General features: G+C 37.0%; 30 protein-coding genes. 9 read left to right on the top strand and 21 right to left on the bottom strand.

The window, feature by feature from the left end; translation table 11 throughout:
• The first annotated feature begins 28 nt into the window (after window positions 1–28).
• Window positions 29–406, top strand: coding sequence for a helix-turn-helix domain-containing protein (locus UCH001_RS06270; RefSeq protein ID WP_067175773.1), 378 nt, complete (start codon window positions 29–31; stop codon window positions 404–406).
• 2 nt (window positions 407–408) lie between these two features.
• Here UCH001_RS06270 and UCH001_RS06265 read toward each other — a convergent pair whose 3' ends face one another.
• Together UCH001_RS06265 and fliP are read right to left on the bottom strand one after the other, a co-directional pair.
• Window positions 409–1,254, bottom strand: a complete 846-nt coding sequence (locus UCH001_RS06265; RefSeq protein WP_082705685.1) for a D-hexose-6-phosphate mutarotase — start codon at window positions 1,252–1,254, stop codon at window positions 409–411.
• Window positions 1,208–1,909, bottom strand: coding sequence for a flagellar type III secretion system pore protein FliP (fliP, locus tag UCH001_RS06260; protein ID WP_067178482.1), 702 nt, complete (start codon window positions 1,907–1,909; stop codon window positions 1,208–1,210). Before fliP ends, UCH001_RS06265 begins: the two co-directional genes overlap by 47 nt.
• A gap of 157 nt (window positions 1,910–2,066) precedes the next feature.
• On the opposite strand from fliP, the gene glmU reads away from it, so the two are divergent.
• Genes glmU through truA form a run of 6 tightly spaced genes read left to right on the top strand, consistent with a single transcriptional unit; the run spans window position 2,067 to window position 7,785 of the window.
• A complete protein-coding gene (gene glmU, locus UCH001_RS06255) occupies window positions 2,067–3,371 on the top strand; it encodes a bifunctional UDP-N-acetylglucosamine diphosphorylase/glucosamine-1-phosphate N-acetyltransferase GlmU (protein WP_067175766.1) in 1,305 nt (434 codons plus the stop codon).
• Window positions 3,361–4,572 carry a bifunctional phosphopantothenoylcysteine decarboxylase/phosphopantothenate--cysteine ligase CoaBC gene (gene coaBC / locus UCH001_RS06250; protein ID WP_067178480.1) on the top strand — a complete coding sequence of 404 codons (1,212 nt, stop codon included), beginning with the start codon at window positions 3,361–3,363 and terminating at the stop codon, window positions 4,570–4,572. The genes glmU and coaBC overlap by 11 nt, the downstream gene beginning before the upstream one ends.
• Entirely contained in the window at window positions 4,569–5,291 is a 723-nt protein-coding gene (locus tag UCH001_RS06245) for a hypothetical protein (RefSeq protein WP_067178481.1), read from the top strand. Before coaBC ends, UCH001_RS06245 begins: the two co-directional genes overlap by 4 nt.
• 6 nt (window positions 5,292–5,297) lie before the next feature.
• Entirely contained in the window at window positions 5,298–6,026 is a 729-nt protein-coding gene (locus UCH001_RS06240) for an A24 family peptidase (RefSeq protein WP_067175763.1), read from the top strand.
• Window positions 6,019–7,044 (top strand): LptF/LptG family permease, encoded by a 1,026-nt coding sequence (locus UCH001_RS06235; protein ID WP_067175760.1) that lies wholly within the window; start codon window positions 6,019–6,021, stop codon window positions 7,042–7,044. Before UCH001_RS06240 ends, UCH001_RS06235 begins: the two co-directional genes overlap by 8 nt.
• Window positions 7,045–7,050: 6 nt before the next feature.
• The gene (gene truA / locus UCH001_RS06230; protein WP_067175757.1) at window positions 7,051–7,785 is read left to right on the top strand and encodes a tRNA pseudouridine(38-40) synthase TruA; all 735 of its coding nucleotides are present in this window, start codon (window positions 7,051–7,053) and stop codon (window positions 7,783–7,785) included.
• Between the two features lie 4 nt (window positions 7,786–7,789).
• On the opposite strand, the gene UCH001_RS06225 is transcribed toward truA, so the two are convergent.
• The 19 genes from UCH001_RS06225 to UCH001_RS06135 form a co-directional block, all read right to left on the bottom strand.
• Entirely contained in the window at window positions 7,790–9,016 is a 1,227-nt protein-coding gene (locus UCH001_RS06225; protein ID WP_067175754.1) for an amidohydrolase family protein, read from the bottom strand.
• The gene (locus UCH001_RS06220) at window positions 9,006–10,103 is read right to left on the bottom strand and encodes a glycoside hydrolase family 3 N-terminal domain-containing protein (protein WP_067175751.1); all 1,098 of its coding nucleotides are present in this window, start codon (window positions 10,101–10,103) and stop codon (window positions 9,006–9,008) included. The genes UCH001_RS06225 and UCH001_RS06220 overlap by 11 nt, the downstream gene beginning before the upstream one ends.
• A 2-nt stretch (window positions 10,104–10,105) precedes the next feature.
• Complete coding sequence (locus UCH001_RS06215) at window positions 10,106–11,011, bottom strand: NAD(P)H-dependent glycerol-3-phosphate dehydrogenase (RefSeq protein WP_067175747.1); 906 nt, start codon at window positions 11,009–11,011, stop codon at window positions 10,106–10,108.
• The gene (gene gatB / locus UCH001_RS06210) at window positions 11,004–12,434 is read right to left on the bottom strand and encodes an Asp-tRNA(Asn)/Glu-tRNA(Gln) amidotransferase subunit GatB (RefSeq protein ID WP_067175744.1); all 1,431 of its coding nucleotides are present in this window, start codon (window positions 12,432–12,434) and stop codon (window positions 11,004–11,006) included. The genes UCH001_RS06215 and gatB overlap by 8 nt, the downstream gene beginning before the upstream one ends.
• A gap of 15 nt (window positions 12,435–12,449) precedes the next feature.
• Entirely contained in the window at window positions 12,450–13,007 is a 558-nt protein-coding gene (locus tag UCH001_RS06205; RefSeq protein ID WP_067175741.1) for a thiamine phosphate synthase, read from the bottom strand.
• Complete coding sequence (locus UCH001_RS06200) at window positions 12,982–13,263, bottom strand: hypothetical protein (protein ID WP_231963981.1); 282 nt, start codon at window positions 13,261–13,263, stop codon at window positions 12,982–12,984. Before UCH001_RS06200 ends, UCH001_RS06205 begins: the two co-directional genes overlap by 26 nt.
• Before the next feature lie 14 nt (window positions 13,264–13,277).
• Window positions 13,278–13,955, bottom strand: a complete 678-nt coding sequence (locus UCH001_RS06195) for a F0F1 ATP synthase subunit A (protein ID WP_067175736.1) — start codon at window positions 13,953–13,955, stop codon at window positions 13,278–13,280.
• Window positions 13,956–14,016: 61 nt separating this feature from the next.
• Window positions 14,017–14,223, bottom strand: a complete 207-nt coding sequence (locus UCH001_RS06190; protein WP_037955736.1) for a 4-oxalocrotonate tautomerase family protein — start codon at window positions 14,221–14,223, stop codon at window positions 14,017–14,019.
• 2 nt (window positions 14,224–14,225) lie between these two features.
• Window positions 14,226–15,920, bottom strand: coding sequence for a SulP family inorganic anion transporter (locus tag UCH001_RS06185; protein WP_067175733.1), 1,695 nt, complete (start codon window positions 15,918–15,920; stop codon window positions 14,226–14,228).
• A gap of 8 nt (window positions 15,921–15,928) precedes the next feature.
• Entirely contained in the window at window positions 15,929–16,684 is a 756-nt protein-coding gene (locus UCH001_RS06180; protein ID WP_067175730.1) for a TIGR02757 family protein, read from the bottom strand.
• On the bottom strand, window positions 16,674–17,468 hold the full coding sequence (locus UCH001_RS06175) for an ABC transporter permease (protein WP_067178479.1): 795 nt from the start codon (window positions 17,466–17,468) through the stop codon (window positions 16,674–16,676). The genes UCH001_RS06180 and UCH001_RS06175 overlap by 11 nt, the downstream gene beginning before the upstream one ends.
• A 17-nt stretch (window positions 17,469–17,485) precedes the next feature.
• Window positions 17,486–19,333 carry a flagellar hook-associated protein FlgK gene (gene flgK, locus UCH001_RS06170; RefSeq protein WP_067175727.1) on the bottom strand — a complete coding sequence of 616 codons (1,848 nt, stop codon included), beginning with the start codon at window positions 19,331–19,333 and terminating at the stop codon, window positions 17,486–17,488.
• Between the two features lie 2 nt (window positions 19,334–19,335).
• Window positions 19,336–19,764: a hypothetical protein gene (locus UCH001_RS06165; RefSeq protein ID WP_067175724.1), complete on the bottom strand. Its 429-nt coding sequence runs from the start codon at window positions 19,762–19,764 to the stop codon at window positions 19,336–19,338.
• Window positions 19,765–19,789: 25 nt separating this feature from the next.
• A complete protein-coding gene (locus UCH001_RS06160; RefSeq protein WP_067175721.1) occupies window positions 19,790–19,990 on the bottom strand; it encodes a flagellar biosynthesis anti-sigma factor FlgM in 201 nt (66 codons plus the stop codon).
• Window positions 19,991–20,051: 61 nt separating this feature from the next.
• Entirely contained in the window at window positions 20,052–20,345 is a 294-nt protein-coding gene (locus UCH001_RS06155; protein WP_067175718.1) for a rod-binding protein, read from the bottom strand.
• A complete protein-coding gene (locus UCH001_RS06150; RefSeq protein WP_082705684.1) occupies window positions 20,345–21,397 on the bottom strand; it encodes a flagellar basal body P-ring protein FlgI in 1,053 nt (350 codons plus the stop codon). Before UCH001_RS06150 ends, UCH001_RS06155 begins: the two co-directional genes overlap by 1 nt.
• A 41-nt stretch (window positions 21,398–21,438) precedes the next feature.
• Window positions 21,439–22,164 carry a DUF1003 domain-containing protein gene (locus tag UCH001_RS06145; RefSeq protein WP_067175712.1) on the bottom strand — a complete coding sequence of 242 codons (726 nt, stop codon included), beginning with the start codon at window positions 22,162–22,164 and terminating at the stop codon, window positions 21,439–21,441.
• Window positions 22,165–22,168: 4 nt separating this feature from the next.
• On the bottom strand, window positions 22,169–22,744 hold the full coding sequence (gene rsmD / locus UCH001_RS06140; protein WP_067175709.1) for a 16S rRNA (guanine(966)-N(2))-methyltransferase RsmD: 576 nt from the start codon (window positions 22,742–22,744) through the stop codon (window positions 22,169–22,171).
• Window positions 22,734–23,096, bottom strand: coding sequence for a hypothetical protein (locus tag UCH001_RS06135; protein WP_067175706.1), 363 nt, complete (start codon window positions 23,094–23,096; stop codon window positions 22,734–22,736). The genes rsmD and UCH001_RS06135 overlap by 11 nt, the downstream gene beginning before the upstream one ends.
• A gap of 182 nt (window positions 23,097–23,278) precedes the next feature.
• Here UCH001_RS06135 and UCH001_RS06130 point away from each other — a divergent pair, with 182 nt between their 5' ends.
• Both UCH001_RS06130 and fliD read left to right on the top strand, forming a co-directional pair.
• Window positions 23,279–23,641, top strand: a complete 363-nt coding sequence (locus tag UCH001_RS06130; protein ID WP_067175702.1) for a flagellar protein FlaG — start codon at window positions 23,279–23,281, stop codon at window positions 23,639–23,641.
• A gap of 3 nt (window positions 23,642–23,644) precedes the next feature.
• Window positions 23,645–25,330: a flagellar filament capping protein FliD gene (gene fliD, locus UCH001_RS06125; RefSeq protein ID WP_067175698.1), complete on the top strand. Its 1,686-nt coding sequence runs from the start codon at window positions 23,645–23,647 to the stop codon at window positions 25,328–25,330.
• The last annotated feature ends 1 nt before the right edge of the window (window position 25,331 follow it).

Below are 25,331 nucleotides of genomic sequence, written 5' to 3'. Positions count from 1 at the left end.
TAATTCAATAAAAAAAGGTTTACATATCATGTATTTAGTCAATGGGAAAGAGTATAAATGCGCCATTGCCATCGCACAAGATATTTTTAATGATAAATGGAAATTGGGAATTATCTGGCATTTATTAGAAGGTAAAAAACGTTACAAAGAACTGTTTGAAGAAGTCTGCGAAATTACCCAAAAAACGCTAACTGTAAAACTACGAGAACTCGAAGAAAAAGGAATTATTGCGCGTGAAGTTTTCCCTGAGATTCCTCCAAAAGTTGTTTATTCATTAACCCCTATTGGAGAAAAGCTACGTCCTGTTTTCAATGAGATGTTTGACTGGGGTATTGACTACGTTAAAACATGTGGTACACTCAGTGAAGGAGCTGTCTGCGAGCCTAAGCTCTCCAACAAAGTGTGATTTTAGGAAATGGCTATTGTTACTTCTAAATGATCATACGTACTAAGAGGTTTTGAGATTCGAGCCGTCTCGATGCATAGCATTTGTTTATAGTCGTCATTTTGCATATCGGTAAGTTTTTCTGCACCCTCTCTCCAAGGGTTCCACACCACAACATCGCTATGATTTACGTGAGAAATAATGATCCTACGGTTGTTTTCTTGAAAACTCGTCTTCCTTTCTGGTTGAGTATAAATACGATCAATCGCTTGGTTAATATATAAGATTTCACTCTGACTCTCACACGATATTCCATTGTTCAATGTATCTTTATAACTATTTCCAAGTCCAAAAATTACAACCTCTTCACTATTTTGACACGCAAAGTAGGTATGCAGTGCCGCCGTGCTTTCACTTTTAGCATCAACATGCAAGGAGAGTGTGACATCACGTCCTAAACGCATCTCAAGTCTTACTAGAAACGCATAAGGCCAGAGTGTACGGATTTGAGGAGAATCACACAATTCAAATACAAGAGTTACTCCCTCTTTCGTCTCTGTATGATTTACAAGATTCCATTCAACAATACGCGCAAAACCATGTGCAGGACTACCAACTTTCCCAAACCAAGGCCAACACAGAGGAATGCCTCCACGAAATGCTTTACCTTTCTCATACGTAGAAAGAGAAGCACTCCACAAAAGTGGCATTTCTCCTTTTGGTTGAAAGTAGATAAGTTGTGCACCTTGCTTTAAAATCAAAGCATCAAACAGAGGATGGTGAAGTTCAAAGCCTATCTCTGTCGTTGTGAGAAAATGCGTATTAATGGAAGCTCTCCACAAGTTTTTGTACCAGTAAATTCCAACCATCTACAAGAACGAAAATCAGCAGTTTAAACGGCAAAGAGATCATAACAGGGGGTAGCATCATCATACCCATTGCCATCAAAACAGAACTTACAACCATGTCAATAACAAGGAAAGGAAGGTAGAGCAAAAAGCCTATCTCAAACGCTGTCTTTAACTCACTGATCATAAATGCAGGCATAGCTACGGTTAAAGGCACATCTTCGATATTTTTAGGATTTTCAAGGTTACGAATTCGGAAAAAAAGCGCTAAGTCTTTCTCACGGGTATTGCGAATCATAAAGGCTTTAAAAGGGGCCGCACCTTTTTCAAAGGCATCTTGGTAACTCATTTTCTCCGCCAAATAAGGCTTAATGGCTACTTCATACGACTCTTTCATAACTGGTTCCATAATGAAAAACGTCAAAATCATCGCTAAAGAAACCATAACCTGAGATGGGGGCATTTGCTGTGTTCCCAAAGCTTGGCGAAGAAAAGAAAAAACAATAAGAAGGCGTAAAAAACTGGTCATCATAAAGACGAGTGAAGGTGCCAATACTAAAATGGTTAGCACCAGTACTAAATTCATACTGGTTACCAGTTGCTGCGGAGAGTTTGGAGCACTTAAAGAGAGGTTGACTGTTGGAATTGTATCGGCAGCAAAAGCCACTGGCGTCATACAAATCAGTAATAAAAGTAAAATTCTCTTTAGGTTTTTCAAATGGCTTCCTTCAATATAATCGTATGATTTTAGTTGGTTTTGCGTTAAAAACGTTTTAATCTTTAAACAACTTTTCGTTAAAATAGATTTCATCTGACGCTTAGGAACACTATTTATGAATATTTCGATTGCAATTATGGCTGCAGGACTTGGTACACGTATGAAATCAACTCTGCCAAAAGTACTTCATGAGATTAGCGGTTTTGAGATGTTATATCACATCATCAAAGAAGCACAAAAAATCAGCGATGACATTCATGTCATTTTATACCATCAAGCAGACCTTGTTCAAGAGAGGATGAATCGTTATTTCTCCAACATTCACTATATCATACAAGACCATCAAAACTTCCCTGGTACGGGTGGAGCCATCCGTGGCGTAAGACCAAAGTATGAGCGTTTACTTGTCCTCAATGGTGACATGCCACTTCTCGAAGCAGAAAATATGCAAAATTTTACACATTTGGACGCTGATGTTGTGATGAGCGCTTTTACGTGTAAAGAGCCATTTGGTTATGGTCGTGTCATCATGGATACTCACTATAATGTTGAAAAAATCGTAGAAGAAAAAGATGCAAGTGTTGAAGAAAAAAAAGTGACTGCAGTCAATGCAGGCGTATATCTTTTCAAGACCGATTTTTTAAAAGAAAACCTTCCAAAACTTTCCAATAATAACAGTCAAAAAGAGTACTACATCACTGATCTTATAGCTCTCGCTAACGCAGAGAACAAAACGGTTAAAGCTCTTTTTGTCGATGAAGCTACCTTTATGGGCGTTAACTCAAAATACCATCTCTCACAAGCAGAAGAGCTGATGCAAGATCGTATCAAACGTCGTTTTATGGAGCAAGGTGTCAGTATGCGTTTACCGCACACAATCTACATTGAAGCAGATGTAGAAATCAAAGGTGAATGCAAACTTGAAAATGGTGTGACATTGCTTAAAGGAACACGTTTAGAGAATGCCCATATTAAGGCACATTCTGTTATTGAAAAAAGTAGTATTAAAAATTCTGACATTGGACCAATGGCGCGTGTTCGACCAGACTCACTCATCGAAGATACGCATATTGGCAACTTTGTTGAGATCAAAAAATCTACCCTCAAAGGTGTTAAAGCAGGACACCTTAGTTATTTAGGCGATGCGAGCATTGATGAAGGAACGAACATCGGTTGCGGTACCATTACCTGCAATTACGATGGTAAAGCTAAATACAAAACGATCATTGGTAAAAATGTTTTTGTGGGAAGTGACACTCAACTGGTTGCACCTGTTACCATCGCAGATGATGTACTCATCGCTTCAGGAACAACCGTTACTAAAGACATCCCACAAGGTGCGCTGGCTATCAATAGAGAACCTCTTAAAATCATTGAAGGTTTCTTCTACAAATTTTTTGGAAAAAAAGATGCGAAATAATCAATTATTAGGAAAGAAAATTCTTGTAGGCGTCACTGGAAGCATTGCCATTTACAAAGCTCTAGAGCTGATTCGCCTCTTTGTTAAAGCAGGAGCAGAAGTTAAAGTACTTATGAGCGAAGATGCAAAGCGTTTTATTGCTCCACTGACATTTGAGACCATTAGCCAAAACAAAGTTTTACATGCAGATACAGAAAGTTGGAGTGAAGGGCTAAGCCATATTCACACCGGCAAATGGGCAGATCTCTTCGTCATAGCACCTGCTTCTGTGAATACCATTAACAAGCTCTCTCATGGCATTGCAGATAATCTCATGACGCAAACGGCTATTGCTTTTACAAAAACGATTGTTCTAGCGCCTTCTGCCAATACCAACATGATGTTAAATACCATCACACAAGAGAGCCTTAGTAAACTCTCTTCTTTAGGCTATGAGATCGTTGCTCCGCAATCCAAATTACTTGCATGCAATGATGAAGGCGTGGGTGCCCTTGCCGATATTGAACAGATTTTCTATACCTGCGCTCGCTTATTGCTTAAAGAGCCATTTTGGAGTGAACGTGAAGTCATCATCACTGGTGGCGGTACAATGGAAAAAATCGATGATGTCAGATGCCTTACAAATTTTTCGAGTGGAAAACAAGCATCTGCTTTAGCCCTTGCATTTTATTTAAGAGGCGCAAATGTCACCCTTATCAGTAGTGGCGAAACACCCAACATCCATGCTATCAATACGTTGCATGTTAAAAGTACAGCAGAACTACAAGCAGCACTCCTTTCACAAATGCAATACATCACCAAAAATGATAAAACCCCATATCTGCTCATGGCAGCAGCAGTGAGTGATTATGTTCCAGTTACAACACATGAAGGAAAACTCAAAAAAGAAGAATTAGGTGAAACCTATAATCTAGAGCTTAAGCGCAATGTCGATGTTCTTTCATCGCTCCCAAAGAAAGGCTTTAAAATGATCGGTTTTAAAGCAGAAATGGATGAGAAAAAAGCATTAGAGAATGCAGGTAAAATGCTTATCGCTAAAAATCTTGATGCCGTTTGCCTTAATGTGCTCAAAGAGCAAAACAGTTTTGGAAGCAGTAAAAACGAAATTCATTTTATTACCAATGCTTCTGTGCAAAAATTTAGCCTCGCTGGTAAATTTGAGATAGCAGAACACATTGTGGAGCAATGTTCACACCTATGATTTCTACACTTCAAAAACTAGCAGGCATAGGCTCTGATATTGAACATACAAGCAGTTCAAGTATCAATTTTAATGCCAATTTACCTGTTAGTATTGAAGTCATAAAACATATGGATGCAGGACGTTACCGTCTAAAAATTGGACGCAAAGAGCTCACTACAAAAAGCAGTAAAAACCTATCTGAAGGACAAAAATACTGGGCTAACTTTTCAGAAGGTCGAGGTGGCATTTTAACAATCTCCAATCTTTATAGACAACCTACTCTTTTTGAAGATGAAGCCTATTTTTTACCATTTTCTCTAGATCAATTCATAGATGAAGAGAGCTTTAGTTATAGCGATTTTAGAGATTTTTTACTGAAACAACTAGGCGATGAACAGCTCTCAAAAGAGTCCTTTAAAACCTATACCTATATGCTCTTAGCCCTTTCAAAAGCAACGATTCATCTTCCTTTGCTTCATCAAGGGAAAAAAGTGATGGTGCAATTTCAAAAAAGAACAGACACCTCACTTCATTTTTATATCGCATCTGAACATTTAGGTCCTCTTTTAGGGATGATGAGTGCATCAGAGCTTCAAATTACCGTAATGTATGAAAAAAGTTTATATTATTTGCAAAAAGAAAGCCCTAAATTGGGTATGATTACACACTTTACTCTTACAAAAGAGCTTAAACCTCTTTTTGACTTGAGTGATTTGGTACTAGATGTGAAGGGTTAAAAAGTTATGGAAGGCGTTTTAGTGACACTCTTTGGTTTATGTATAGGATCGTTTCTTAATGTTGCGATTATACGTTTACCAAAAAATGAAAGTATCAATCTTCCTGCATCACACTGCCCTACATGCTTACATCCTTTAGCGTGGTACCATAACGTACCTCTCTTTTCATGGATTTTTTTAAGAGGCAAATGCGCTTTTTGCAGAAGCCACATCTCTTTTCAATATCCACTGGTAGAATTAAGTTCTGCATTTCTTTATGCATTTATCTATTTTTATTTAGCAAATACACTTCAAGCTCTTTTGATCGCTTCTGTTTTTGCTCTGTTATTAGCGCTCAGTATTATTGATCTTCGCTATAAAGCAGTTCCTGATGCATTAAGTCTTCCTGCTTTGATTCTATCTTTTTGTACAGGAGACCCTCTTGTATCGTTACAAAATGGTCTTTTATTTATGGGTGCTTTTGCTTTTTTACGCTTTTTTATCTCAGCTCTTGCTAAAAAAGAAGTGATGGGAGAGGCCGATATTATTATCGCTGGTATTATAGGTGCATTATTAGGTATCAAACTCGGACTTGTGGCAATTTATATCAGTGCTGTTATTGCTTTGATCATTTTTATGATTATACGAAAAAAAGGGTATGAGCTTGCGTTCATCCCATTTTTAGCCCTTGGGCTCCTGCTCACGTGGCTTTTTGAAACACCAATTTTACACATAATGGAATTAATCTATGAATAGAGTAAGTCGTTATCTTTTAAAACATTTCAGTGAGCTCTTTAGCTCTTTATTTTTTATTCTCTTTTTTATTACCTCTGTGGTTTTTTTCATCAAATTAACGGCTATGACCGCCATCATCAAGATGAACTTTTTAGAACTGGGAACGCTCTACATCTATCTGTTGCCACGTACGCTTATCTACACACTTCCTTTGACATTTTTTATTGCGCTTTGTATTACGCTTTTTAACCTCTCAAAAGAGAATGAAACCATTGTTCTCTTCACCCTTGGCTACAATCCTAAGAAAATAGCACAACTCTTTTTAGGATTATCGAGTATTCTTTCATTGGTTCTAGTTTTAGATATTTTTGTACTTATTCCTATCTCAAAGCAACTCAATACAAACTTTTTAGAATATAAAAAAGCAGAAGCGAAATTTAATATTAAAGCCAATGAGTTTGGGCAAAAATTCTCTGATTGGCTTGTATACATTGAGCACAGTGATGAAAATAAACTCTATAGTGGCATTACGCTCTATCAAGCACCAACAGCAAAAGAGGATGAAAAGCTTATTGTCGCTACCAATGCTGTTATTGATAATGAGAAAGGAACACTCAGACTTAACCTTGATCAGGGAAAGATTTTTGAATTTACAAAAGAAGATATTCAACAAACTGATTTTGAGCGAATGCATATTAACTCTAGGCCTAAAACACCTGTAGGGGCCATTCAAACTATTCAAGAGTATTGGAATGGAGTTTTTACAGATCAAAGACGTGCTTATGATCTTTCATTTTTCTTGCTTATTGCCCTTTTCCCAATTGCTTCAACACTTATCGCTCTGAGCATTGGGATTGTAACGTATCGTTATAATAAAGGTGGTATTTATATTGCTATGTTTTCAACCATTGCCATTTATCTAACGCTCACAACGCTTGTATCGACATGGAATCCTCAAAGTGCACCAATTATTGTCTTTATTGCAACGTTTTTGATTGCGTATCAAATTTATCAAAAGCGCATTCGTGCTATGTTCTAAACTCTTATGCGTGTTAAACTTACCCTAAGTTACGATGGAAGCGCTTTTCATGGCTTCCAAATTCAAAAAAATGAAACAAAAGCGACACAAAGTGTTGCAGGAGCACTCGCCTGTGCACTCAAACGTGTTAACATCGAAGGATGCATCGTTGGCAGTGGACGCACTGACACAGGTGTTCATGCTACTCATCAAATTGCACATATAGACATACCCTCTTTTTGGAAAGATCTCGAAAAGCTAAAATCGCATCTCAATGGTTTTTTGCAACCTTCTATCTTTATTCACAATATCAGACTTATAAATTCCACTTTTCATGCACGATTTGATGCAAAAAAAAGGCTGTATCGTTATGTGCTCTATGATGGAGGCTATCAGCCTTTTTTGGCTAATTATGCGCTACATGTACAACCAATTGATGTTGAAAAACTCAATGAGTATGCCCAAGCATTTGTTGGATTTCATAATTTTGAGTATTTTAAAAAGCTTGGTGGTGGGACAACAAAGGATGAACGTACTATTTTTAAAGCAGGAGCGTATCGTCATAAAAATCTTATTATCATCTATTTTTTAGGAGATGCTTTTTTACGTTCTCAAGTACGCATGATGTGCTCAAGTTTACTGAAAGTGTGCGATGGAACACTAAGCTTTGAAGATCTCATTGCACAGAGAGATCGTAAAATGAAAGTATCCACAACACTGATTCCAGCGTGTGGACTTTATCTTTCACGTGTTTTTTACTAGACGATTAGTTTAGAATTAACTGACCACCGACAACAACTTTTTTCACTTTTCCATACAAAGTCTCACCACAATAGAGTGAGTGTGTATTGGTAACTTCATAGCTTTCTTTAGGATCAAAGAGTACCAAATCCGCATCATATCCCACAGCGATACTTCCTTTAGTGTTTAGTCCTAATACTTTAGCAGGATTTTTGCAGCATATACGAATCAATGTACTTAGATCAATCACTCCATTTTTGACAAGGAATGTATGAGCAAGTGTTAAGAATTCTTCAATTGAGCCAATACCAAAAGCTGCATCTTCAAATGCCACATCTTTATATAAAATTGATTTCGGGGAATGTGCTGAAGTAAGAATATCAACACTTCCTTCTTGAAGTGCATGCACTAAAGCTTTACGCTCTTCTTCTTCGCGTAATGGCGGCATGAGCTTTGCATAGGTATTAAATCCATCACAACTGCTGTCATTTTTACATAGATGATGAATGGAAACCTCTGTATAAAGCTCACCTTTAAGTGCTTTATGCGCTTTTGCAATCTCTAAAGAACGTTTGGTTGAAAGCGCTTTTAAAACAACAGTGGCACCATAAAAATAAGCCAGCTCTGAAACCTTAGCAACTTCAGCTGTTTCTGAGATTTTTGAAATTCCAGAAAGGCCAAGTTTAGAAGCAATTACGCCATCATTCATCAATCCATTATCATCCAAATTTGGCTCATAACATTGTACAAAGAGTGGTTTTTGCTTCATTGTTGCATATTGCATACCACGTCTAAGCAGATTGGCATTGCGATGTGAATCTGCTAATATCGCTGCTGCGCCATTATTAAGAAGTGTTGCAATATTATGGAGTTGATCTTCTTTTTCATCTGCGAGAGGTGTACTGATTTGAAGGTTTATTTTTGCTTGGTCAATTTTAAACTTAACAAGTTCTAAGAGTGTCGCGCTATCAAGTCTTGGCATAAAGTCAGACATAACAACCGCTGTAGTGACACCACCTTTAAGACAACTATTTGAAAGTTTATCAATATGTTCTTGATTGAGACAGCTATTGGAAAAGCGCACGTTAAGATCGATGAGGCCTGGAAGCAAGTAGAGCCCTTGTGCATCGATAACTTCATGATTAGATGCGTCAAGATGCTCTGAGATCGCAACTATTTTACCTTCATCAATCAAGACATTTTGATTCACAACTCCTTTAGGTGTTGACACTAAAGCATTTTTAATTAACATGGCTTCCCCTCTTTGATAGTTTTTGTTTAAACTTCACAATACGCTCATACGAAAGCGCTATACGTTCCTCTTTTAGCTCACCATTTTTTATGGCATCGATAATAATTTTATTAATTGTAAAAGGCATACTTGCGTTATCTGCAAAATAGTTTGTAAATACCAATATATCAGCTCCTGCATCGATAGAGCGAATAACGCGTTGTTTAAAATCAACACTGCTTGCAATAGAATTGGTGCGTAAATTATCAGCGAAGACTACACCTTCAAAATGCATTTTATCGCGGAGCAATCCTTGAATCACTAATTTTGAAAACAAGGTTGGATTTTTAGGATCAATCTCTTTTTGCATCACATGCGACATCAAAACAGCATCCATCTTACCAAAAGCAATCAAATCATAATAAGGCTTTAATTGTTCAAAGCGCCATGTTTTGGTGACATCTTCTTCACTAGAGAAGTTATTCCAAAGATTGGCTCCTGCTGTTGGAAAATATTTCACGACAGGCATCACACCTTCTGCATAAAGAGCATTGATAAACAGCATCGCATAAGTTGTTACAATTTCTTCATAACTCGAATAACTGCGTTGTAACTTTGAACTCTCATAGATATCTTTTTTAGGTTGCAAATCAAGAACAGGAGCAAAATTAACATTGACACCGCTTTTTGATAGTTCAGTGCTTAATTTTTGATAGAGTGCTTCTGTTTCAACAATATCCTTATTTTTGGCTAGTTCATAAGCAGATGCAACTTCAGTAAAACCTTTTTTTGCATCAAATATACTCTTATCACCACCTTCATGCTCAACTGCAACAATAAGCGGGAGTTCTTTAGGGGCATTGGATTTAAGATACTCATTGAGCTTTTTGAGTTGTGTTATATTTTGAATATTTTTTTCACTTAAAAAGACACCACCGATTTTTTCACGCTTGATATCTTTTGCGATTTGGTCAACCCATTTATCGCCCTCTTTTGTTCCATCAAAACCGATAATAACCATCTGCGCAATCATCTCTTCTAATGAAGGAGTTTTTGCATGAACCAACGTAGAAAAAACAAATAAGCAGGAGAAAAGAAGCTTTAGCATTGTCAATCAGCCAACAAATCTTTCACGCTTACTTTTGGCTCTTTGCCTTTTAAAATAAGCGCTATTTCATGTGCAATTGGGGTGTAAATACTGTATTTAGAAGAAAGCTCAAAAATTGCTTCAGAGGTAAAGACGCCCTCAGCCACTTCACCAAGTGTGTTTAAAATATCTTCGAGTTTTTTACCTTCTGCCAAGAAAAGCCCGACACGGTAATTCCGAGAAAGTGTGCTAGAAGCTGTTAAGAAAAGATCGCCTGCGCCACTTAAGCCTAAAAAAGTCTCATCATGTGCACCAAAAAACTTCCCAAAACGACGCATTTCGACAAGTCCACGTGCAATGAGACTCGCTCTTGCATTATTGCCTAATTTTAGCCCGTCACAGATACCACTGGCAATCGCAAGAACGTTTTTATACGCGCCACATACTTCTGCGCCAATCACATCTTTTGATGTATAGGTTTTCATAAATGAAGGGAAAAAAGAAGCAAACTCTTTTGAGAGCGTTTCATTGGTTGAATTAATAACGACGGCTGTAGGAAGTCCTTGCATGACCTCACTTGCAAAAGAAGGTCCCGATAAGAAGCTTAGATGATCTTCTGGAATATGCTTCGCAAAAATTTCATTAAGAAAAGATCCACTGCCCTGCTCTATACCTTTAGCCGCCACAAGAATTTTTTGCCCACTAAATGTAAAATGCTCTTCCAACCAGCCACGTACGACTTGTGCAGGAAGTGCAAAGATGAGATATTCACACTTTAAAGCTTCTTCAAGACTGACAAAATTTTCAATATCTTTGAATTGGCGTGAGGTAATCTTACAAGGGAAATTACGAGAAATGGCAAATTGAAGTGCTTGCCCCCATTTGCCTGCTCCAATGACTGCTATACTCACGCGAGCCAACTTATGCATCAAGTCTAGATTTTAAAAGTTCATTAACTTTAGCAGGATTTGCGGTCCCCTTACTCTCTTTCATGGTTTGACCCACAAAGAAACCAAAGAGTTTATCTTTACCACTTTTATATTCTGCCACTTTATCTGCATTTGCCGCGATAATGGCATCAATAATAGCTAAGATAGCACCATCATCACTTACTTGCTTAAGTCCCAGTTTTTCAATTGTTTCATCAACACTGATCTTATTTTCCATCAAATAGTCAAGTACTTCTTTTGCTGCTTTACCACTAATGGTTCCATCTTCAATCCTCTTAACAATTGCTGCTAATTTAATCGCATCCACAGGTGAGGTAAGAAGTGTCATACCATTATTTAAACGTGCAAGAAGCTCAACAGTAAGCCACGTCACAGCGTTTTTGGCACCAGCACCTTCATTGATCATTGTTTCATAAAAATGTGCCATTTCAACACTTGAGGTAATGACATTAGCATCGTACTCTTTAATGCCATACTCTTTTAAAAAACGATCACGCTTTTGGTCTGGAAGCTCTGGAATCTGAACACACTCTGCGAGCATATCATCTGGAATCAAAACAGGAAGCAAGTCAGGATCTGGGAAATAACGGTACTCCGCACTATCCTCTTTGCCTCTCATACTTCGTGTTTCATTTTTTTCTGTATCATAAAGTCTGGTTTCTTGAACTACTTCTCTTTCATAAACGCCATCTTCCCATGCTTCACTCTGACGTTGTACTTCGTAATCAATCGCCTTTTGAATAAATTTGAATGAGTTTAGGTTTTTAATCTCCGCTCTTGTATAAAGCTTTGTATCGCCTTTGGGACGGATAGAAACGTTTGCGTCACAGCGGAAGCTTCCCTCTTGCATATTGGCATCACTGATGTCAAGATAGCGTAAAATCGCATGCAATTTCTTGAGGTACAACACAGCCTCTTCGCTGCTTCTCATATCTGGTTCACTGACGATCTCAAGAAGCGGCGTTCCTGCACGATTTAAGTCCACATGAGAGACATTGCCATGATGGATATTTTTACCCGCATCTTCTTCAAGGTGCGCACGTGTGACACCAATACGTTTTTTAACCCCGTCTTCAAAATCGATAATAATCTCACCATTTTCAACAATAGGAATCTCAAATTGACTGATCTGATAGCCTTTTGGAAGATCTGGATAGAAGTAATTTTTGCGGTTAAAAATAGACTTTTGATTGATTGTTGCATTAATAGCCGTTCCTAGGGCAATAGCCTTTTTAACAGCTTCTTTGTTTAAAACAGGAAGTGCGCCAGGGAGCCCTAGACAAACTTCACAGACATTGGTGTTAGGTTCATCTCCAAAACTGGTTGGACAACTGCAAAAAATCTTGGTTTTTGTATTTAACTGAGCATGAACCTCAAGTCCAATCACAACTTCAAATTGCATAAATAGCCTTTGGGATTAATCTAAAAAAAAGCGAATTGAGGCAAAACCATATACTCCAACATCTTCACAAGCGTTGACTTGATCCGTGTTGATGATGCCACCAAGCGCGAAACATTTAATGTGGATTCTATCATTTATTTCTTTTAACTTCTCTAAACCAAGCGGTTCGCCCTTATTTGGCGTCGCAAAAATAGGACTAAATGTAATGGCATCAGCACCTCTTTTTTGTGCTTCTTCTATTTCCGAAAATGTATGAGTACTCACGATAACTTCTAAATCGAATGCTTTAGCCATTTCAATTTTATCAAGTGCGTGTGAAGGTAAATGTACACCATCACATCTTAGTTCATGAGCTAGTTCAAAATCAGTATGCAAATAGAGTTTTGTGTGTTGATCTTGAATGCCAGCCTTTACAACAGCTTGTGCCAGTGTTTTATAGTCTGCTGTTTGTTTATCACGCAAACAAATATAATCAGGTGTATGTTTTGCCTTAATAGACAGCAGTTTTTCCACAAATTTTGCGGAATCAGATGTATAAAATGAAGGATCAGTAATGAGATAACGTTTGATCATTGTATGAGAGTTTTTCCAAAAGTTGTGTCTGCTTTTTCAACTCTTCAAGCTTATCAGATTGTATTTGTGCCATTACAAATAAAATGGCAAAGAAACAACCGCTTAAAAAAATAAAAAGAGCCACAATGGATGCAATGATTAAACCAAAAGGGAGAAAAAGTAAGAAAGTGTAAAATCCTCCAGCGATTGCAAGAGCCCAAGAGGCTCCTTGCAAAAAGCTGAGAAGTTTTTCAAAACGCATTCGTTGATGTTTCAACAAGTAGGTACTTTTTAGTGCTCTTCACTAATTAAAACAGCACCCGCAAGATAAACGTATGTCAAAATCATAAAAATAAATGTCTGCAAGAATGCAGAGAATGTTAAAAGTGCATAAGCAGGAAGTGGTGCTACCCAAGGAGCAAGCATCAAGACAACTGCTAAGAAAAGATCGTCACCTTTGATGTTACCGAAAAGTCGGAATGACAAAGAAACGATACGAGAAAGATGTGAAACGATCTCGATTGGGAACATGAGTGGAGCTAAAACTTTCAATGGTCCCATAAAGTGTGCAAAGTAATGAACAACACCGTTTACACGGATACCTTCAAAGTTATAATACACAAATACCATAAGCGCGAGCGCCAAAGTCATGTTTAGATTGCTTGAAGGAGCTTCAAAACCTGGGATAATACCAATAACATTTGCAATAAATACCATTAAACCAAGTGTTGCTACAAGTGGTAGATATTTACGCGCCAACTCTTCACCAATGACATCTTTACCCATAGAGATGACACTCTCAAGATACGCTTCCATGACATTTTGAACACCACTTGGTACCAATTGCATTTTAGATGTTGCAAGCTTCGCTAAAACAAAACTGATTACACCAACTAAAATAATATGGGATACAAAGATGAAGTCATGAGTGTGATTAATAAGACCTAAAAATGTAAACATTTCGCCCATTACACATTTCCTTCGTTAATTAATTTTGCGTGATTGTATCTATAAATCATTTAATAGTTCATTAAGGCTTCGGTTTTTTGCGAAGTTCGCTTACCTGTTGCCCACCTATACCCCAATTATCCATATCAACCTCGTCAATAGTGACAACAGTTGTCGCTGGATTCTTACCAAGAACACTGACTAAAAGGTTTGTAACGCCTTCAATAAGTTCAGCTTTTTGCTCTTTCGTTGCACCCTCTTTGGTGATTTTGATATTAACATAAGGCATACTTACTCCTTGTCTAAAAGTTGATTCGCTCGAATTAATGCGGTGTCGATATGATCTGCAATATTTTCTTTTCCAACTTTTTGTTCAAAACCAAGACGTTGCATTTTTAGCCTAATGCGTTCATTCACGCCTGAAAGTACAAGAATTGTTCCATTACTCTTACACAGATCAAAAAATTCTTCCAAAGCATGCAATCCCGTTGCATCAACCATAGGAACATGGCGCATACGTAAAATAAATACTCTAGGAGCTTCTTCAAGCTCGCCTAAAACATTTTTTAGACGATCTGCGACACCAAAAAAGAATGGTCCATTAATCTCATAGACTTCAACACCCGAAGGAACGATCTTTTTACTAATGGCATGTGCATCATCCACATCCACAGGTTCATCTGCTTCATCAAAAGGCATAACAACAGTCTCTTTGGTATCAATAATACCTGTAACATCAATCATACGTTTAATGAAGAGCAAACCTGCAAGCATAATACCTGTTTGAACACCTGTATTTAAATCAATAAATACTGTCAAAAAGAAAGTCATGAGTAATACCACGACATCATTACGCTCAGATTTTAGAGCAATAGCTTTAAAATGGTGAAATTCACTCATATTCCAAGCCACAACAACTAAAATAGCTGCAAGAGCTGCTAATGGAATCAAAATGATCAATTTTGAGAACAAAAACATAAAAACCAGCAACATTAAAGCATGAATCATTCCAGATAATGGACTGTATGCCCCCGACTTGATATTTGTCGCTGTTCTAGCAATAGCACCTGTTGCTGCAATACCACCAAATAAAACAGAGCCAATATTGGCAAAACCTTGTGCCATAAGCTCTTTATTTGAATGGTGACGATCTCCTGTCATACCATCCGCGACAACACACGAAAGTAATGACTCAATAGCCCCTAAAATCGCAATCGTAATTGCATCAGGAAAAACGGCACGTATCTTTTCAAATGACAAAGGAGGCAATGTTGGGGTAGGCAATGTTGATGGCAAAGAGCCAAACTTTGAACCTATCGTTTCAACAGGTAAATGAAACATCCAAACGACAATGGAAGATAAAACAATAACAATCATAGGTGCAGGAATGCGTGGAAATTTATGACGTAATTTTATGAGCAGTATAATGCTAATAAGTCCTATGGCTAGGGCATAGTAATTGACATGCAAAATTTCTTTAGAATACAAAAGCCATTGATCTGTAAATTCTGCTGGCATTTTTGCAACCGGTAAGCCTAAAAAATCTTTAATTTGTGATGAAAAGATAATAAGTGCAATACCCGTCGTAAACCCAACCGTTACAGGATAAGGAATAAATTTGATGATATTTCCCAATTTGAAAACACCCATCAAAAACAGCATTATTCCAGCTAAAAACGTAGCTATCACTAAGCCATCGTATCCATGTTTTAAAATAACCGCATAGAGTACCACAACAAAAGCCCCTGTAGGACCTCCAATCTGATACCTACTCCCACCTAAAAGGGAGATAAGAAACCCAGCAACAATTGCTGTAAACAGCCCTTTTTCAGGGCTTACCCCACTGGCAATGGCAAATGCCATAGCTAAAGGTAAAGCGATAATCGCAACTGTAGAACCTGCTACAATATCAGATGATAATTTTGCAAGATCATACCCTTCCTTCCAAATCGTAAAGCTTCTAGGGAGCCAATACTTCACATTCATTGTGAACCTTAAAGAAGAATTTTCTCTTGTCCTAAGCGATAGAGTGCAAAATCGTATTTGACAGGATCACTTGGATCAATCTTTTGGAGCGCTTGGCTCAACTCTAACACAGCCTTAAAATCATACGATTTTCGCTGAATCAAGCCCAATTTTTTTCCCAACGCGAAAGTATGGGTATCAAGTGGTATCAATAAATCTTTGGTATCAACGTCATGCCAAAGACCAAGGTCAAGATGATCTTTACGTACCATCCATCTAAGATACATATGCCATCGTTTATAAGGAGAGTGTGGGTTTGCTTGGGGTATTGTACCTAATAAAAACTGATAACCACGTGAACGGTAGGGATTAATATCATACAACATTGCGATCAATGCGCGTAAACCATCCATCACATGAGAGCGTTTTTGATAAGCTGGAAGGAAAACAGACTCTAATGAGCCTATCTCTTTTTTAAAACGTGACAACGTAATAAATAACGCTTGAATATCATGCGCATTTTGAAAGCGATAGTAATGGCTTTCTAAGGCTTGTTCAATGTTACTTTCATCTGCATCCAGTAGAGAAAAATCTAAACTTTCCAAAAATTGAATGATTGAAGAAACATTCCCATACGCAAAAAGTGCGCATATGAGAGCGATGAATTCATCGTTATGACGAGAAGCAATTAAAAGAGGATCTGGACGATCCACGCTAATCTCATCTGCGTGATTACGTTTATGAGCCTCTTCGTTTAAACGTTTTGCAAGTGCCTCAAATGTCATTTAAGACATCTTTTTCATTACTTTTACTTTGAAGGTAATCAGAAAGATTTATCAGTGAAAAGGTTACTAAAAAGATAAGAAAACCAGGGAAAAAACTTAACCACCATGCAATATCAATGACTTCTTTCCCTTCACTAATTATCACACCCCAACTCATTTGGGGAGGTGTAATACCAATGCCTAAAAAGCTAAGCCCACTTTCTGCCAAAATGGCACCACTAACGCCAAATGTAAAACTAATGAAAAAAATAGGCGTTAAAAGAGGTGCGAAGTACTTAAAAATAATTTTAAATGTACCAACGTTAGAGAGTTTGAGAATTTTAATAAATGGAGCATTTGAGATGGCAAAACTCTCACTACGTATCATACGAGCCATGCCCATCCAGCCTGTTACAGAGATGATAAAAATCAATACCCACACAGATGCACTCATATAGCTAATGAGAGCCAATAAAAGAAAGAATGTTGGAAATGTCAAAAACAAATCGATAAGTACAATAATAAATTTATCGACTCCCTTTTGAAAAAACCCTGCGCTAATCCCAATCATGAGACCTACTATACTTGAGATTAAAGCACTCAAAATACCAATAAGAAGAGAAACTTGACCACCAATCATCAAGCGCGCAAACAGATCACGCCCTAGTCTATCGGTTCCTAATAAATGTTCAAAACTGGGTGGTAATAAAATTGCAGATGGATTAAGATCATAGGCAGAGCCATGATAAAAATAAGGCATGATAAAACAAAAAAAGAAGATGAGCACCAACAGAGTGATGCTCATAAAAGGAAATCGTTTCACTAAGATTTAATTCCTAAGAGAGTATTTAACATTTCATCAATAGTGGTAATAATTTTTGCAGCTGCACTGTATGAACTTTGATATTGTATCAAATTCGCTAACTCTTCATCTTTATTGACACCACTAATAGATTGATATTGTGTATTGATCGTATTGTGTAGCGCTTCGTTTGTATCATAGCTTGTGCTCGATGCAGAAGCATCTGTTGCTACTTTTGTTGTCAATGCACTGTAATAACCTGCAATAGTCTCTTTAGAGGAACTTCCATCTTTTCCATAAAAATTCAATGAGTTATATTGGAGCTGAAGCATAGCATTGGCAACATCGTGATTACCAACAACTGGTGCGCCATAGGCTTGAATCAAGAGAGGGTTTTTCTTATATTCTGTCTTTACATCGATATTTGAGCCATTGGTTCCTGTAAAAAACTGATTTACACCAATTGCGCCAGGGAAATTAGTACCATTGTCTTGAATCGCTATAGTGTAGCCATTATTAAGGGAAGTAGGAGAAAGTGAAAACGCTCCATTGTCCATAAATGTTGCTTTATAGTAGTCATCAACGTCATTGAGTGCATTATTGTCTTTATTATCATCTGTACTGGTATTAATTTGCGTCAAAATACTTTTTGAAAAAGTGTCATCACCCATACTTGTAGCTGTATCAATCGTAATGGTTTTACGAGCGACCTCTTTACCTGCACTATCATAAACGATAAGATCAAATGATCCATTTTCAATGTTATTATAGGCATTTTGTAAAGCAGTGTTTGTTTTAAGGTCTAAATTAGGAGATTGCATACTTGTTTGTGCACTTCTTGCGTAAATATTATTGGTTTCTGTGATGATTGTTTGTGAAAGGCTATCAAGTTTATCTACATAACTTTGAATAGTACCATCTTGAGGATAACCACCATTGACACCTGAAGTAATAACACGACCACGCAAGTCCAACATCGCACCCAATTTTCCACCCGATAATTGCTCAGTGACGTTATAACGTGTACCATCTTGAATTTCAGAGTAGATAGAATAATAGCTACTTCCATTGGATGTATTGTCAATAACAAGAGGATGGAATGTTGAGCCATCAACAAAAGAGGCTCCAGCGATATTGAGATAATATTGCGTTCCAGAGTCTGTCATATTTGCATCAACGGTAGTATTGCTTGTGATATTTCCTTTCGCAACAGAAACATCAAGCATTTTTGATAATGTTAATTCTAATTCATCACGTTTGTCACGAAGATCATTTGCGAAGTTGCCTTTATCAGCTTCAATGTTCGCAATTTGTCCATTGATATTTGCAATTCTTTCACCAAGGCTGTTAATCTCATCAAGTGCCGTTTTAAGTTGCGCATTGATCGAGTCTTGTAACCCACGAATAGTCTCTCTGGTAGAGCGTATATCACCACTAAGGGTTGTAGCAGCTTGTGTAAGTGCTATTTTTTGTGAACCTGCTGTTGCATTAGAAGCAAGGTTATTCCACTCTTTAAAATAATCTGTTAAATCTTGAGCGATACCTGCATCACTTAAATCTGGAAAATATTTTGCAACTTCTTGTAAAGATTGTGATGAATAGGTATCGTAAGAGAGATTTGAAGACGCATTTCGAAGCTTTGAAAAAACAAATTCATCATGAATACGTACGATAGATGTTATAGTAACACCAGAACCTACACTCACACCTTGAGAGCTCAGTGCTGGACTTGCTGAAAAATTGACTCTCTGGCGTGAATAAAATTCATTTTTGGCATTCGTAATATTTTGACTGGTGGTAGCAACGGCAACTTGAGCAGCATTAAGCCCTGAGTTACCTGTATTAAAAATTCCAAATAAGTTACTCATAACTAAGCCCTTACTTTAAGTAAAGAAGCCGGCTTATGATTTGATACTTTGTAACCTTCCATATCACGTGGAAAAATACTGTCAAGCAAAACGTTATAAAATTGACTGATAGTCACCACATATTTTGCATATTGCTTGTTGTACGTTTTAAGTTCTGAGAGTTTTACTTTCATTTGAGCTAAAAGTTCTTTTTGTTCAACACTTAAAAGATTTTCTAAAGAGGTTTGACCACTCTCTTTAAGTATTTTCATCAATTCATTATCTAAAAGAGACTTTTTCGTTTCGAATGATTGGATTAAATCGTTTTTAATTTTTGCTCTCTCAAAAACCTCACTATGTTTCGCTACTTTGATGTCAGCTATATCTTTGTGTGTTAGTTCTATGAGGTTTTCTATATCTTTAATAGCATTATGCAAATAGTGTGTCAACATCTTATTATCCTTTAAATGTAAGGATTTAGATTAACTCTTCCGCTACTGCTTGTGCAGTTTTTGCCAGATCAACTTTATAGCTTCCATTAGCGATCTGTTCTTTCAGTGCGGAGACTTTATCTATCCCTTCGCTTTTTTCTGTTTTTGAGACACCTTTAGATGAATCATCTTTGGGAGCACTCTGTTGTAAATACGCCACATTAGACGTTTGTACTTTTGAAATCATTTTAAACCCTTTCGTTTTGATTGTAGTTGCTTACAACCATATCGTCCAAAATGATAAAACTTTAACGACCTTCTTTCAAATAATTAAATAACATCTCACTCAAACCTAATTTTCCACTAAGAGCACTACTCATTGTGTCGTTATACATTGATTTATAAATTTTATCTCCAGCATCTTTTTCAAACAAAGAATGTTCTTCCTCATTGTTTAATGCAATATCCAAAACCTGTTTAACAAAAAAAGCTTCAAATTTATCTGTCTGTTCTCTCAAAAGAGCATCACTTTGATTGTTTGAAACCATCTTAGGCGAATTATAATTAGCATTTAAAAGTGCTACACTTGTATCCATTTGCATTAGATGATCTCCAATTTAGCAGTGATGGCACCTGAGCGTTTGATGTTCTCTAATATCGAGATAATATCTTTTGGTTTTGCACCAAGTTTATTAAGTGCTCGCGCAATATTCGCAACCGTCATGCTCTCTTCTTTAATTTTAATACGATTTTCTGCACCAGCGATTTTGACATCTCCACCGATATCCACATTCTTATCATCTGCTGCTACATCAGCCGCTTCAATTTTTATCGTAATATCTCCGTGTGTCACAACAACTGGATCAACTCTGACATTGACACCAGAAACGATCGTACCTGTACGTTCATCAATGACAATTCTCTCTTCTCTCTCATACAGAACATCCACATCTAAAGTCTTTGCTAAGAACTCAACTGTAGAGTGTCCTTCTGGTCGCATAAGACGGATGGTTCTTGAGTCTGTTGCCACGGCAATTTTTCTGCCAAATTTTTTATTGAGTTCATTTTGTACAGAAACAGCTGTATTGAAATTCGCTTCTTTGAGAGAAAGGTTGACAAATTCTTGTTCATGCAGGTCATTTTCAATTTCACGCTCAACTAAAGCCCCACCAAAAATATTCGCAGAAGATGGATGATTGAGTTGGCCTTTTTCTTTGCCATTCATACCACCAATTGTTAATGAGCCTTGAGCTAAAGAGTATATTTTTCCATCCACACCTTTGAGTGCTGTAAGAAGAAGATTTCCACCTTGTAGAGATTTTGCATCACCAATAGACGACACAGAAACATCAAGCTTATCACCTTGTCTAGCAAAAGGAGGAAGTTTTGCAGTAACCATAACGGCAGCGACGTTTTTAGATTTAATATCTGCAGGATCAATCTTGACATTCACGGTCTGTAAAAGATTTGAGAGTGATCGTAGTGTAAATTGAGAAGAAGAACCATCACCCGTACCGTTAAGACCAACAACAAGACCATAACCGATCAATTGGTTTTCACGTACACCTATAACATTGGCGATATCACCTAATCGTTGCGCATAGAGTGAACTGAGTGTTGAAATGAGTATTAAAGATAATGTGAGTATCTTCATCAATTTCCTTTAAATTTGACATTCGTGCCAAATTAAAGCAATTAATGTTCCAACAATTCTTTTTGATTAACGCGTTGTAAAATATCCTGCATCATATCGATTTGAACTTTTTGTATTTCAAGGAGTTCTTCTTGTTGGTGCATAATGAGATGGTCTATTTTTTCATGAAGCATACGAATTTCAAGTTCAGATTTTAAATTAATCATGTAGTCGTTTTTAGAGCGCGCTCTATCTTTTTCTTCTTGCCTGTTTTGGCTCATCATAATAATAGGAGCTTGTAACGCTGCAACACAAGACAAAATTAAATTGAGTAAAATGTAAGGATAAGGATCAAACCCTTGATTATGAAACCAAACCACATTAATAGCAATCCATACAAAGAGGAAAAAACAAAATGAAAGAATGAACGTCCAGCTACCACCAAAAGCAGCTACTTTGTCGGCTATTTTTTGACCAAATGTTAACGTAACACTCTCGTCACCACTATCGGCTATTTTATCTGTTAATGTTGAATTATTGCGAAATGAAGCAAGAACACGTTGTTCTAGATCTGAAAGTTCTCCTAACTCTTTTGCCAAATAATCAGCAATATATTTTTCACGAAAAGCATTGATTTCGCTTACAGACAAATAGCTTTCTTCTCGAAAATCTGGATACTGCTCTTGTATGGCTCTTAAAATAGAATGACGAATCGTTGTTGCAGAAATACGTTCAGAAAGAGGAAAAGCCTTGTGTGAAATATCGCTAATAAATGTACTATTTTCCATTATTTCATCGATAATAGCTTAAAGAGCTATTCCCAAATTTCTTCGTTTTTTGAAGTGTATAGACACCAATCTGCTCAGGCAGTGTCAATGTACTCATATGCTCTATAACAATCAAATGCATTTTTTCAACAGGAATAGACGCGATAAGATCAATCACTTTTTGGTAGATGTCTTCCATACCTTCGCGAATAGAAAAAGGTGGATCAAAATAAAAATAGGCTTTGGACGAAAGGCTAGATAGTAATGTTGGAAAAAGAACGAAACTATCTCCTTGAAGCGGTGTTGTGTGCGCCTCGTCAATGATTTTACAATTACTTTTTAGTGTTTGATATGCTGCTTTATTTTTCTCAATAAAATAGGCATGTTTAGCTCCACGGCTCAATGCTTCAAGTCCCATGGAACCACTGCCACCAAAGACTTCTACGAAAACTTCATCTATAATATCGTATTGAAGGCTATCAAAAAGAGAACCTTTGAGAATTGCTTTTGTGCTCCGTGTACTGTCCAGTGAAGGAAGCGCTATCTTTTTACCTTTATATTTTCCTACACTAATGGTTGTAAACAAAGGCTTAGTTACCATAGTAACCTCGAATCGTTTGAATCAACTCAGCTCTAAATTTTTCTGTAAGTGCGGTAATCTTTTCCTCGAGTTCTTGCGTGCTTTTAGCGCTTGGCATCATATCATCCATATTACCTTGTCTTAGGACAAGATGTTGGAAAAACTTATCCAATTCTATAAGAAGCGAGGATTTAGAAAAAGGAATGACTAAATTTCCTTCATTTGAGGAGATATAGAAAATAGGTTTATCAAGTTCGATTTTTTTATCACTGATAACAAAATCACACTGTTTATAAGGAACGACCATCTCTCCTAAAAAACTTTTAAGTGCGCGGCTTAACAGCAATGATTGACAAACTAACGCTATTTTCATCTTATTCCTCTGTGTATAGTAATGAAATAGTAACACACTAAATCTTAATAGACTTCCTATACGTTTGAGCGAAGTTAGAAGATATACTCATACAATCATCATTCTCGTTTAAATAATTAAACAAAAAAAAATATGTGTCGATCTAGCTTGTAGGAAATTTATAAAATGACAAGGAGGCAATTATGGACATCTTTAGCGCGACCAGCAAACAAGTTGAAGCAGCAACTTCTCCTAAAGTAGAAAACTCGGCTCCAACAAGACAAGTAGAACAGACTGCTGACACCAACAAAGTCAATGAGCAGGCAAAAAAAGAGGAGACAGATCCAAAAGCGTTAAGTGAAACAGTCAATGAACTTAACAAACAAATGGATATTCTCAATACAAATATTACATTTGGATATAACGATAAAATTAATCAAATGTTTATCAATGTAATTGAAAAGAGTACGGGAAAAGTCATTCGCAAATTCCCTACTGAAGAAGCGATGAGTCTTTCTGCAAAAATGAAAGAAATCGTAGGAATAATTTTCGACAAAAAAGGATAGACAATGGCAACTTCAAGCTTAAGCTCATTGGGACTAGGTAGTGACGGAGCACTTTCATACGATACTATTGATAAATTAAGAGCTGTCGATGAAAAAGCTATACTTAATCCAATTGATGCGAAGCTAACAACCAATACCAATAAGCAAAGTGATTTGGCTTCGCTTACAGCATTGGCAAATACTCTAAAAGCTTCAACGTCTGCTTTGTCAGAAGAAAATAACTATCTTCAAAGAACCACAACGGTTTCAAATGATGCTGTTTCTGTCACAACAAAATCTGGAACAAACGTAGATAGCTTTACACTTCATGTCGATAAGCTTGCGCAACAAGATATTTATCAGTCAACAAGTTTTACAAGTAAAACAAGTACATTTACCTCTTCAAATGATACACTGACATTAAAACTTGGAACGAACACATACGATATTGCCGTAACATCATCAACTACCCTTGTAGAACTGCAAGATATGATCAATGAAAAAGCAAGCGGTAAAATTACTGCTTCGATTTTGAATGTTGGTGGTACAAATCCTTATAAACTTGTCATTAAATCAAATTCAACTGGAGCTGATAATGCCATTACATTATCTTCCACAGGAACGGCTCTTACTGACTTAGGACTTGACCAAAGCGCAAATCATCTTAAAACAGCAAGAGATGCTTCTATCATTTATAATGGCGTTAATGTAACACGCTCTACCAATACGATTGATGATCTTGTTGTTGGAACAACGATTACATTAAATAAAGAGCAAACCGATGCTGCGACCAATACAACAGTTTCTATTACACAAGACTGGACAAATATCACAACCAATCTAAAATCACTTGTCTCTTCATACAATGATATTATGACAAAATTGAAAACTGCAACAGCTTATGATACAACCACAAAAACAGCTGGTACATTTCAAGGTGTTACACAAATCAACTCCTTAAGTACAGATATTCGTAAACAAGTTTTAGGGGTTGACAGTGAAGGCAGAAGCCTTAGTGACTATGGTATCAGTATGACCACAGAAGGAAAACTTGAATTTAGCGCAACAACGTTCAATGCAAAAGTAGCAGCTGACCCTGCTGATGTTAGAGACTATTTTCAAGGCTCAACAACCTATAGTAGCACATCGTATAAAGGTACAAGTGTTTCATCGGGCGGCTTGAGTATTGGTGCGGATGCATTATCCATCAATGGTAAAGCAATTACGTTTACAACACTCTCAACATCAACAGTAGCAGAAAATTTGGACGCTATTAAAACAGCGATCAACAATGCAGGTATTACAGGTATTACTGCGAGTATTGGAACTAATAATAATATTGTTCTAAAAGGCGCAGCAGGTGCAGACATTGTGATTACAGGTGAGAGTACAGCCCTAGCCTCTTTGGGTCTTAGCACAAGTAATGTTTATTCATCGCCAAAAACAAAAGATGGTTTATTCAAAAAATTCAATACCATGATGGCAGGTTATGTCAACACTACAGATGGTACATTGGTTCAATACAATAAAAGTCTTACAACTGAAAAAACGGCATTAACTAAATCAAGAGCAACTGCAGTTTTTCGATTGGATACAAAATACGATGCAATGGCAACAAAATTTGCTGCTTATGAAAGCATCATCAGTAAACTAAATACCGAGTTTAGTTCACTCTCATCTATGATTAAACAATCTTACGTTAGCAAATAAT

The sequence above is a fragment of the Sulfurospirillum sp. UCH001 genome, from assembly GCF_001548035.1.
Taxonomy (GTDB): Bacteria; Campylobacterota; Campylobacteria; order Campylobacterales; family Sulfurospirillaceae; genus Sulfurospirillum.
This window is presented reverse-complemented; position numbering and strand designations above follow the sequence as displayed.

What these genes read in the sequence shown, in the direction of transcription:
- UCH001_RS06145 (WP_067175712.1), bottom strand. Translation starts at nt 22,164, where the DNA reads ATGGAAAATAGTACATTTATTAGCGATATTTCACACAAGGCTTTTCCT.
- UCH001_RS06160 (WP_067175721.1), bottom strand. Translation starts at nt 19,990, where the DNA reads ATGATTTCAAAAGTACAAACGTCTAATGTGGCGTATTTACAACAGAGT.
- UCH001_RS06135 (WP_067175706.1), bottom strand. Translation starts at nt 23,096, where the DNA reads ATGAAAATAGCGTTAGTTTGTCAATCATTGCTGTTAAGCCGCGCACTT.
- UCH001_RS06245 (WP_067178481.1), top strand. Translation starts at nt 4,569, where the DNA reads ATGATTTCTACACTTCAAAAACTAGCAGGCATAGGCTCTGATATTGAA.
- UCH001_RS06150 (WP_082705684.1), bottom strand. Translation starts at nt 21,397, where the DNA reads ATGAAGATACTCACATTATCTTTAATACTCATTTCAACACTCAGTTCA.
- flgK (WP_067175727.1), bottom strand. Translation starts at nt 19,333, where the DNA reads ATGAGTAACTTATTTGGAATTTTTAATACAGGTAACTCAGGGCTTAAT.
- rsmD (WP_067175709.1), bottom strand. Translation starts at nt 22,744, where the DNA reads ATGGTAACTAAGCCTTTGTTTACAACCATTAGTGTAGGAAAATATAAA.
- UCH001_RS06165 (WP_067175724.1), bottom strand. Translation starts at nt 19,764, where the DNA reads ATGTTGACACACTATTTGCATAATGCTATTAAAGATATAGAAAACCTC.
- UCH001_RS06215 (WP_067175747.1), bottom strand. Translation starts at nt 11,011, where the DNA reads ATGCATAAGTTGGCTCGCGTGAGTATAGCAGTCATTGGAGCAGGCAAA.
- gatB (WP_067175744.1), bottom strand. Translation starts at nt 12,434, where the DNA reads ATGCAATTTGAAGTTGTGATTGGACTTGAGGTTCATGCTCAGTTAAAT.
- UCH001_RS06180 (WP_067175730.1), bottom strand. Translation starts at nt 16,684, where the DNA reads ATGACATTTGAGGCACTTGCAAAACGTTTAAACGAAGAGGCTCATAAA.
- UCH001_RS06270 (WP_067175773.1), top strand. Translation starts at nt 29, where the DNA reads ATGTATTTAGTCAATGGGAAAGAGTATAAATGCGCCATTGCCATCGCA.
- UCH001_RS06185 (WP_067175733.1), bottom strand. Translation starts at nt 15,920, where the DNA reads ATGAATGTGAAGTATTGGCTCCCTAGAAGCTTTACGATTTGGAAGGAA.
- UCH001_RS06130 (WP_067175702.1), top strand. Translation starts at nt 23,279, where the DNA reads ATGGACATCTTTAGCGCGACCAGCAAACAAGTTGAAGCAGCAACTTCT.
- UCH001_RS06175 (WP_067178479.1), bottom strand. Translation starts at nt 17,468, where the DNA reads ATGAGCATCACTCTGTTGGTGCTCATCTTCTTTTTTTGTTTTATCATG.
- UCH001_RS06205 (WP_067175741.1), bottom strand. Translation starts at nt 13,007, where the DNA reads ATGATCAAACGTTATCTCATTACTGATCCTTCATTTTATACATCTGAT.
- fliD (WP_067175698.1), top strand. Translation starts at nt 23,645, where the DNA reads ATGGCAACTTCAAGCTTAAGCTCATTGGGACTAGGTAGTGACGGAGCA.
- UCH001_RS06195 (WP_067175736.1), bottom strand. Translation starts at nt 13,955, where the DNA reads ATGGGCGAAATGTTTACATTTTTAGGTCTTATTAATCACACTCATGAC.
- glmU (WP_067175766.1), top strand. Translation starts at nt 2,067, where the DNA reads ATGAATATTTCGATTGCAATTATGGCTGCAGGACTTGGTACACGTATG.
- UCH001_RS06225 (WP_067175754.1), bottom strand. Translation starts at nt 9,016, where the DNA reads ATGTTAATTAAAAATGCTTTAGTGTCAACACCTAAAGGAGTTGTGAAT.
- fliP (WP_067178482.1), bottom strand. Translation starts at nt 1,909, where the DNA reads ATGACGCCAGTGGCTTTTGCTGCCGATACAATTCCAACAGTCAACCTC.
- UCH001_RS06220 (WP_067175751.1), bottom strand. Translation starts at nt 10,103, where the DNA reads ATGCTAAAGCTTCTTTTCTCCTGCTTATTTGTTTTTTCTACGTTGGTT.
- UCH001_RS06265 (WP_082705685.1), bottom strand. Translation starts at nt 1,254, where the DNA reads ATGGTTGGAATTTACTGGTACAAAAACTTGTGGAGAGCTTCCATTAAT.
- coaBC (WP_067178480.1), top strand. Translation starts at nt 3,361, where the DNA reads ATGCGAAATAATCAATTATTAGGAAAGAAAATTCTTGTAGGCGTCACT.
- UCH001_RS06240 (WP_067175763.1), top strand. Translation starts at nt 5,298, where the DNA reads ATGGAAGGCGTTTTAGTGACACTCTTTGGTTTATGTATAGGATCGTTT.
- UCH001_RS06235 (WP_067175760.1), top strand. Translation starts at nt 6,019, where the DNA reads ATGAATAGAGTAAGTCGTTATCTTTTAAAACATTTCAGTGAGCTCTTT.
- UCH001_RS06155 (WP_067175718.1), bottom strand. Translation starts at nt 20,345, where the DNA reads ATGCAAATGGATACAAGTGTAGCACTTTTAAATGCTAATTATAATTCG.
- UCH001_RS06190 (WP_037955736.1), bottom strand. Translation starts at nt 14,223, where the DNA reads ATGCCTTATGTTAATATCAAAATCACCAAAGAGGGTGCAACGAAAGAG.
- truA (WP_067175757.1), top strand. Translation starts at nt 7,051, where the DNA reads ATGCGTGTTAAACTTACCCTAAGTTACGATGGAAGCGCTTTTCATGGC.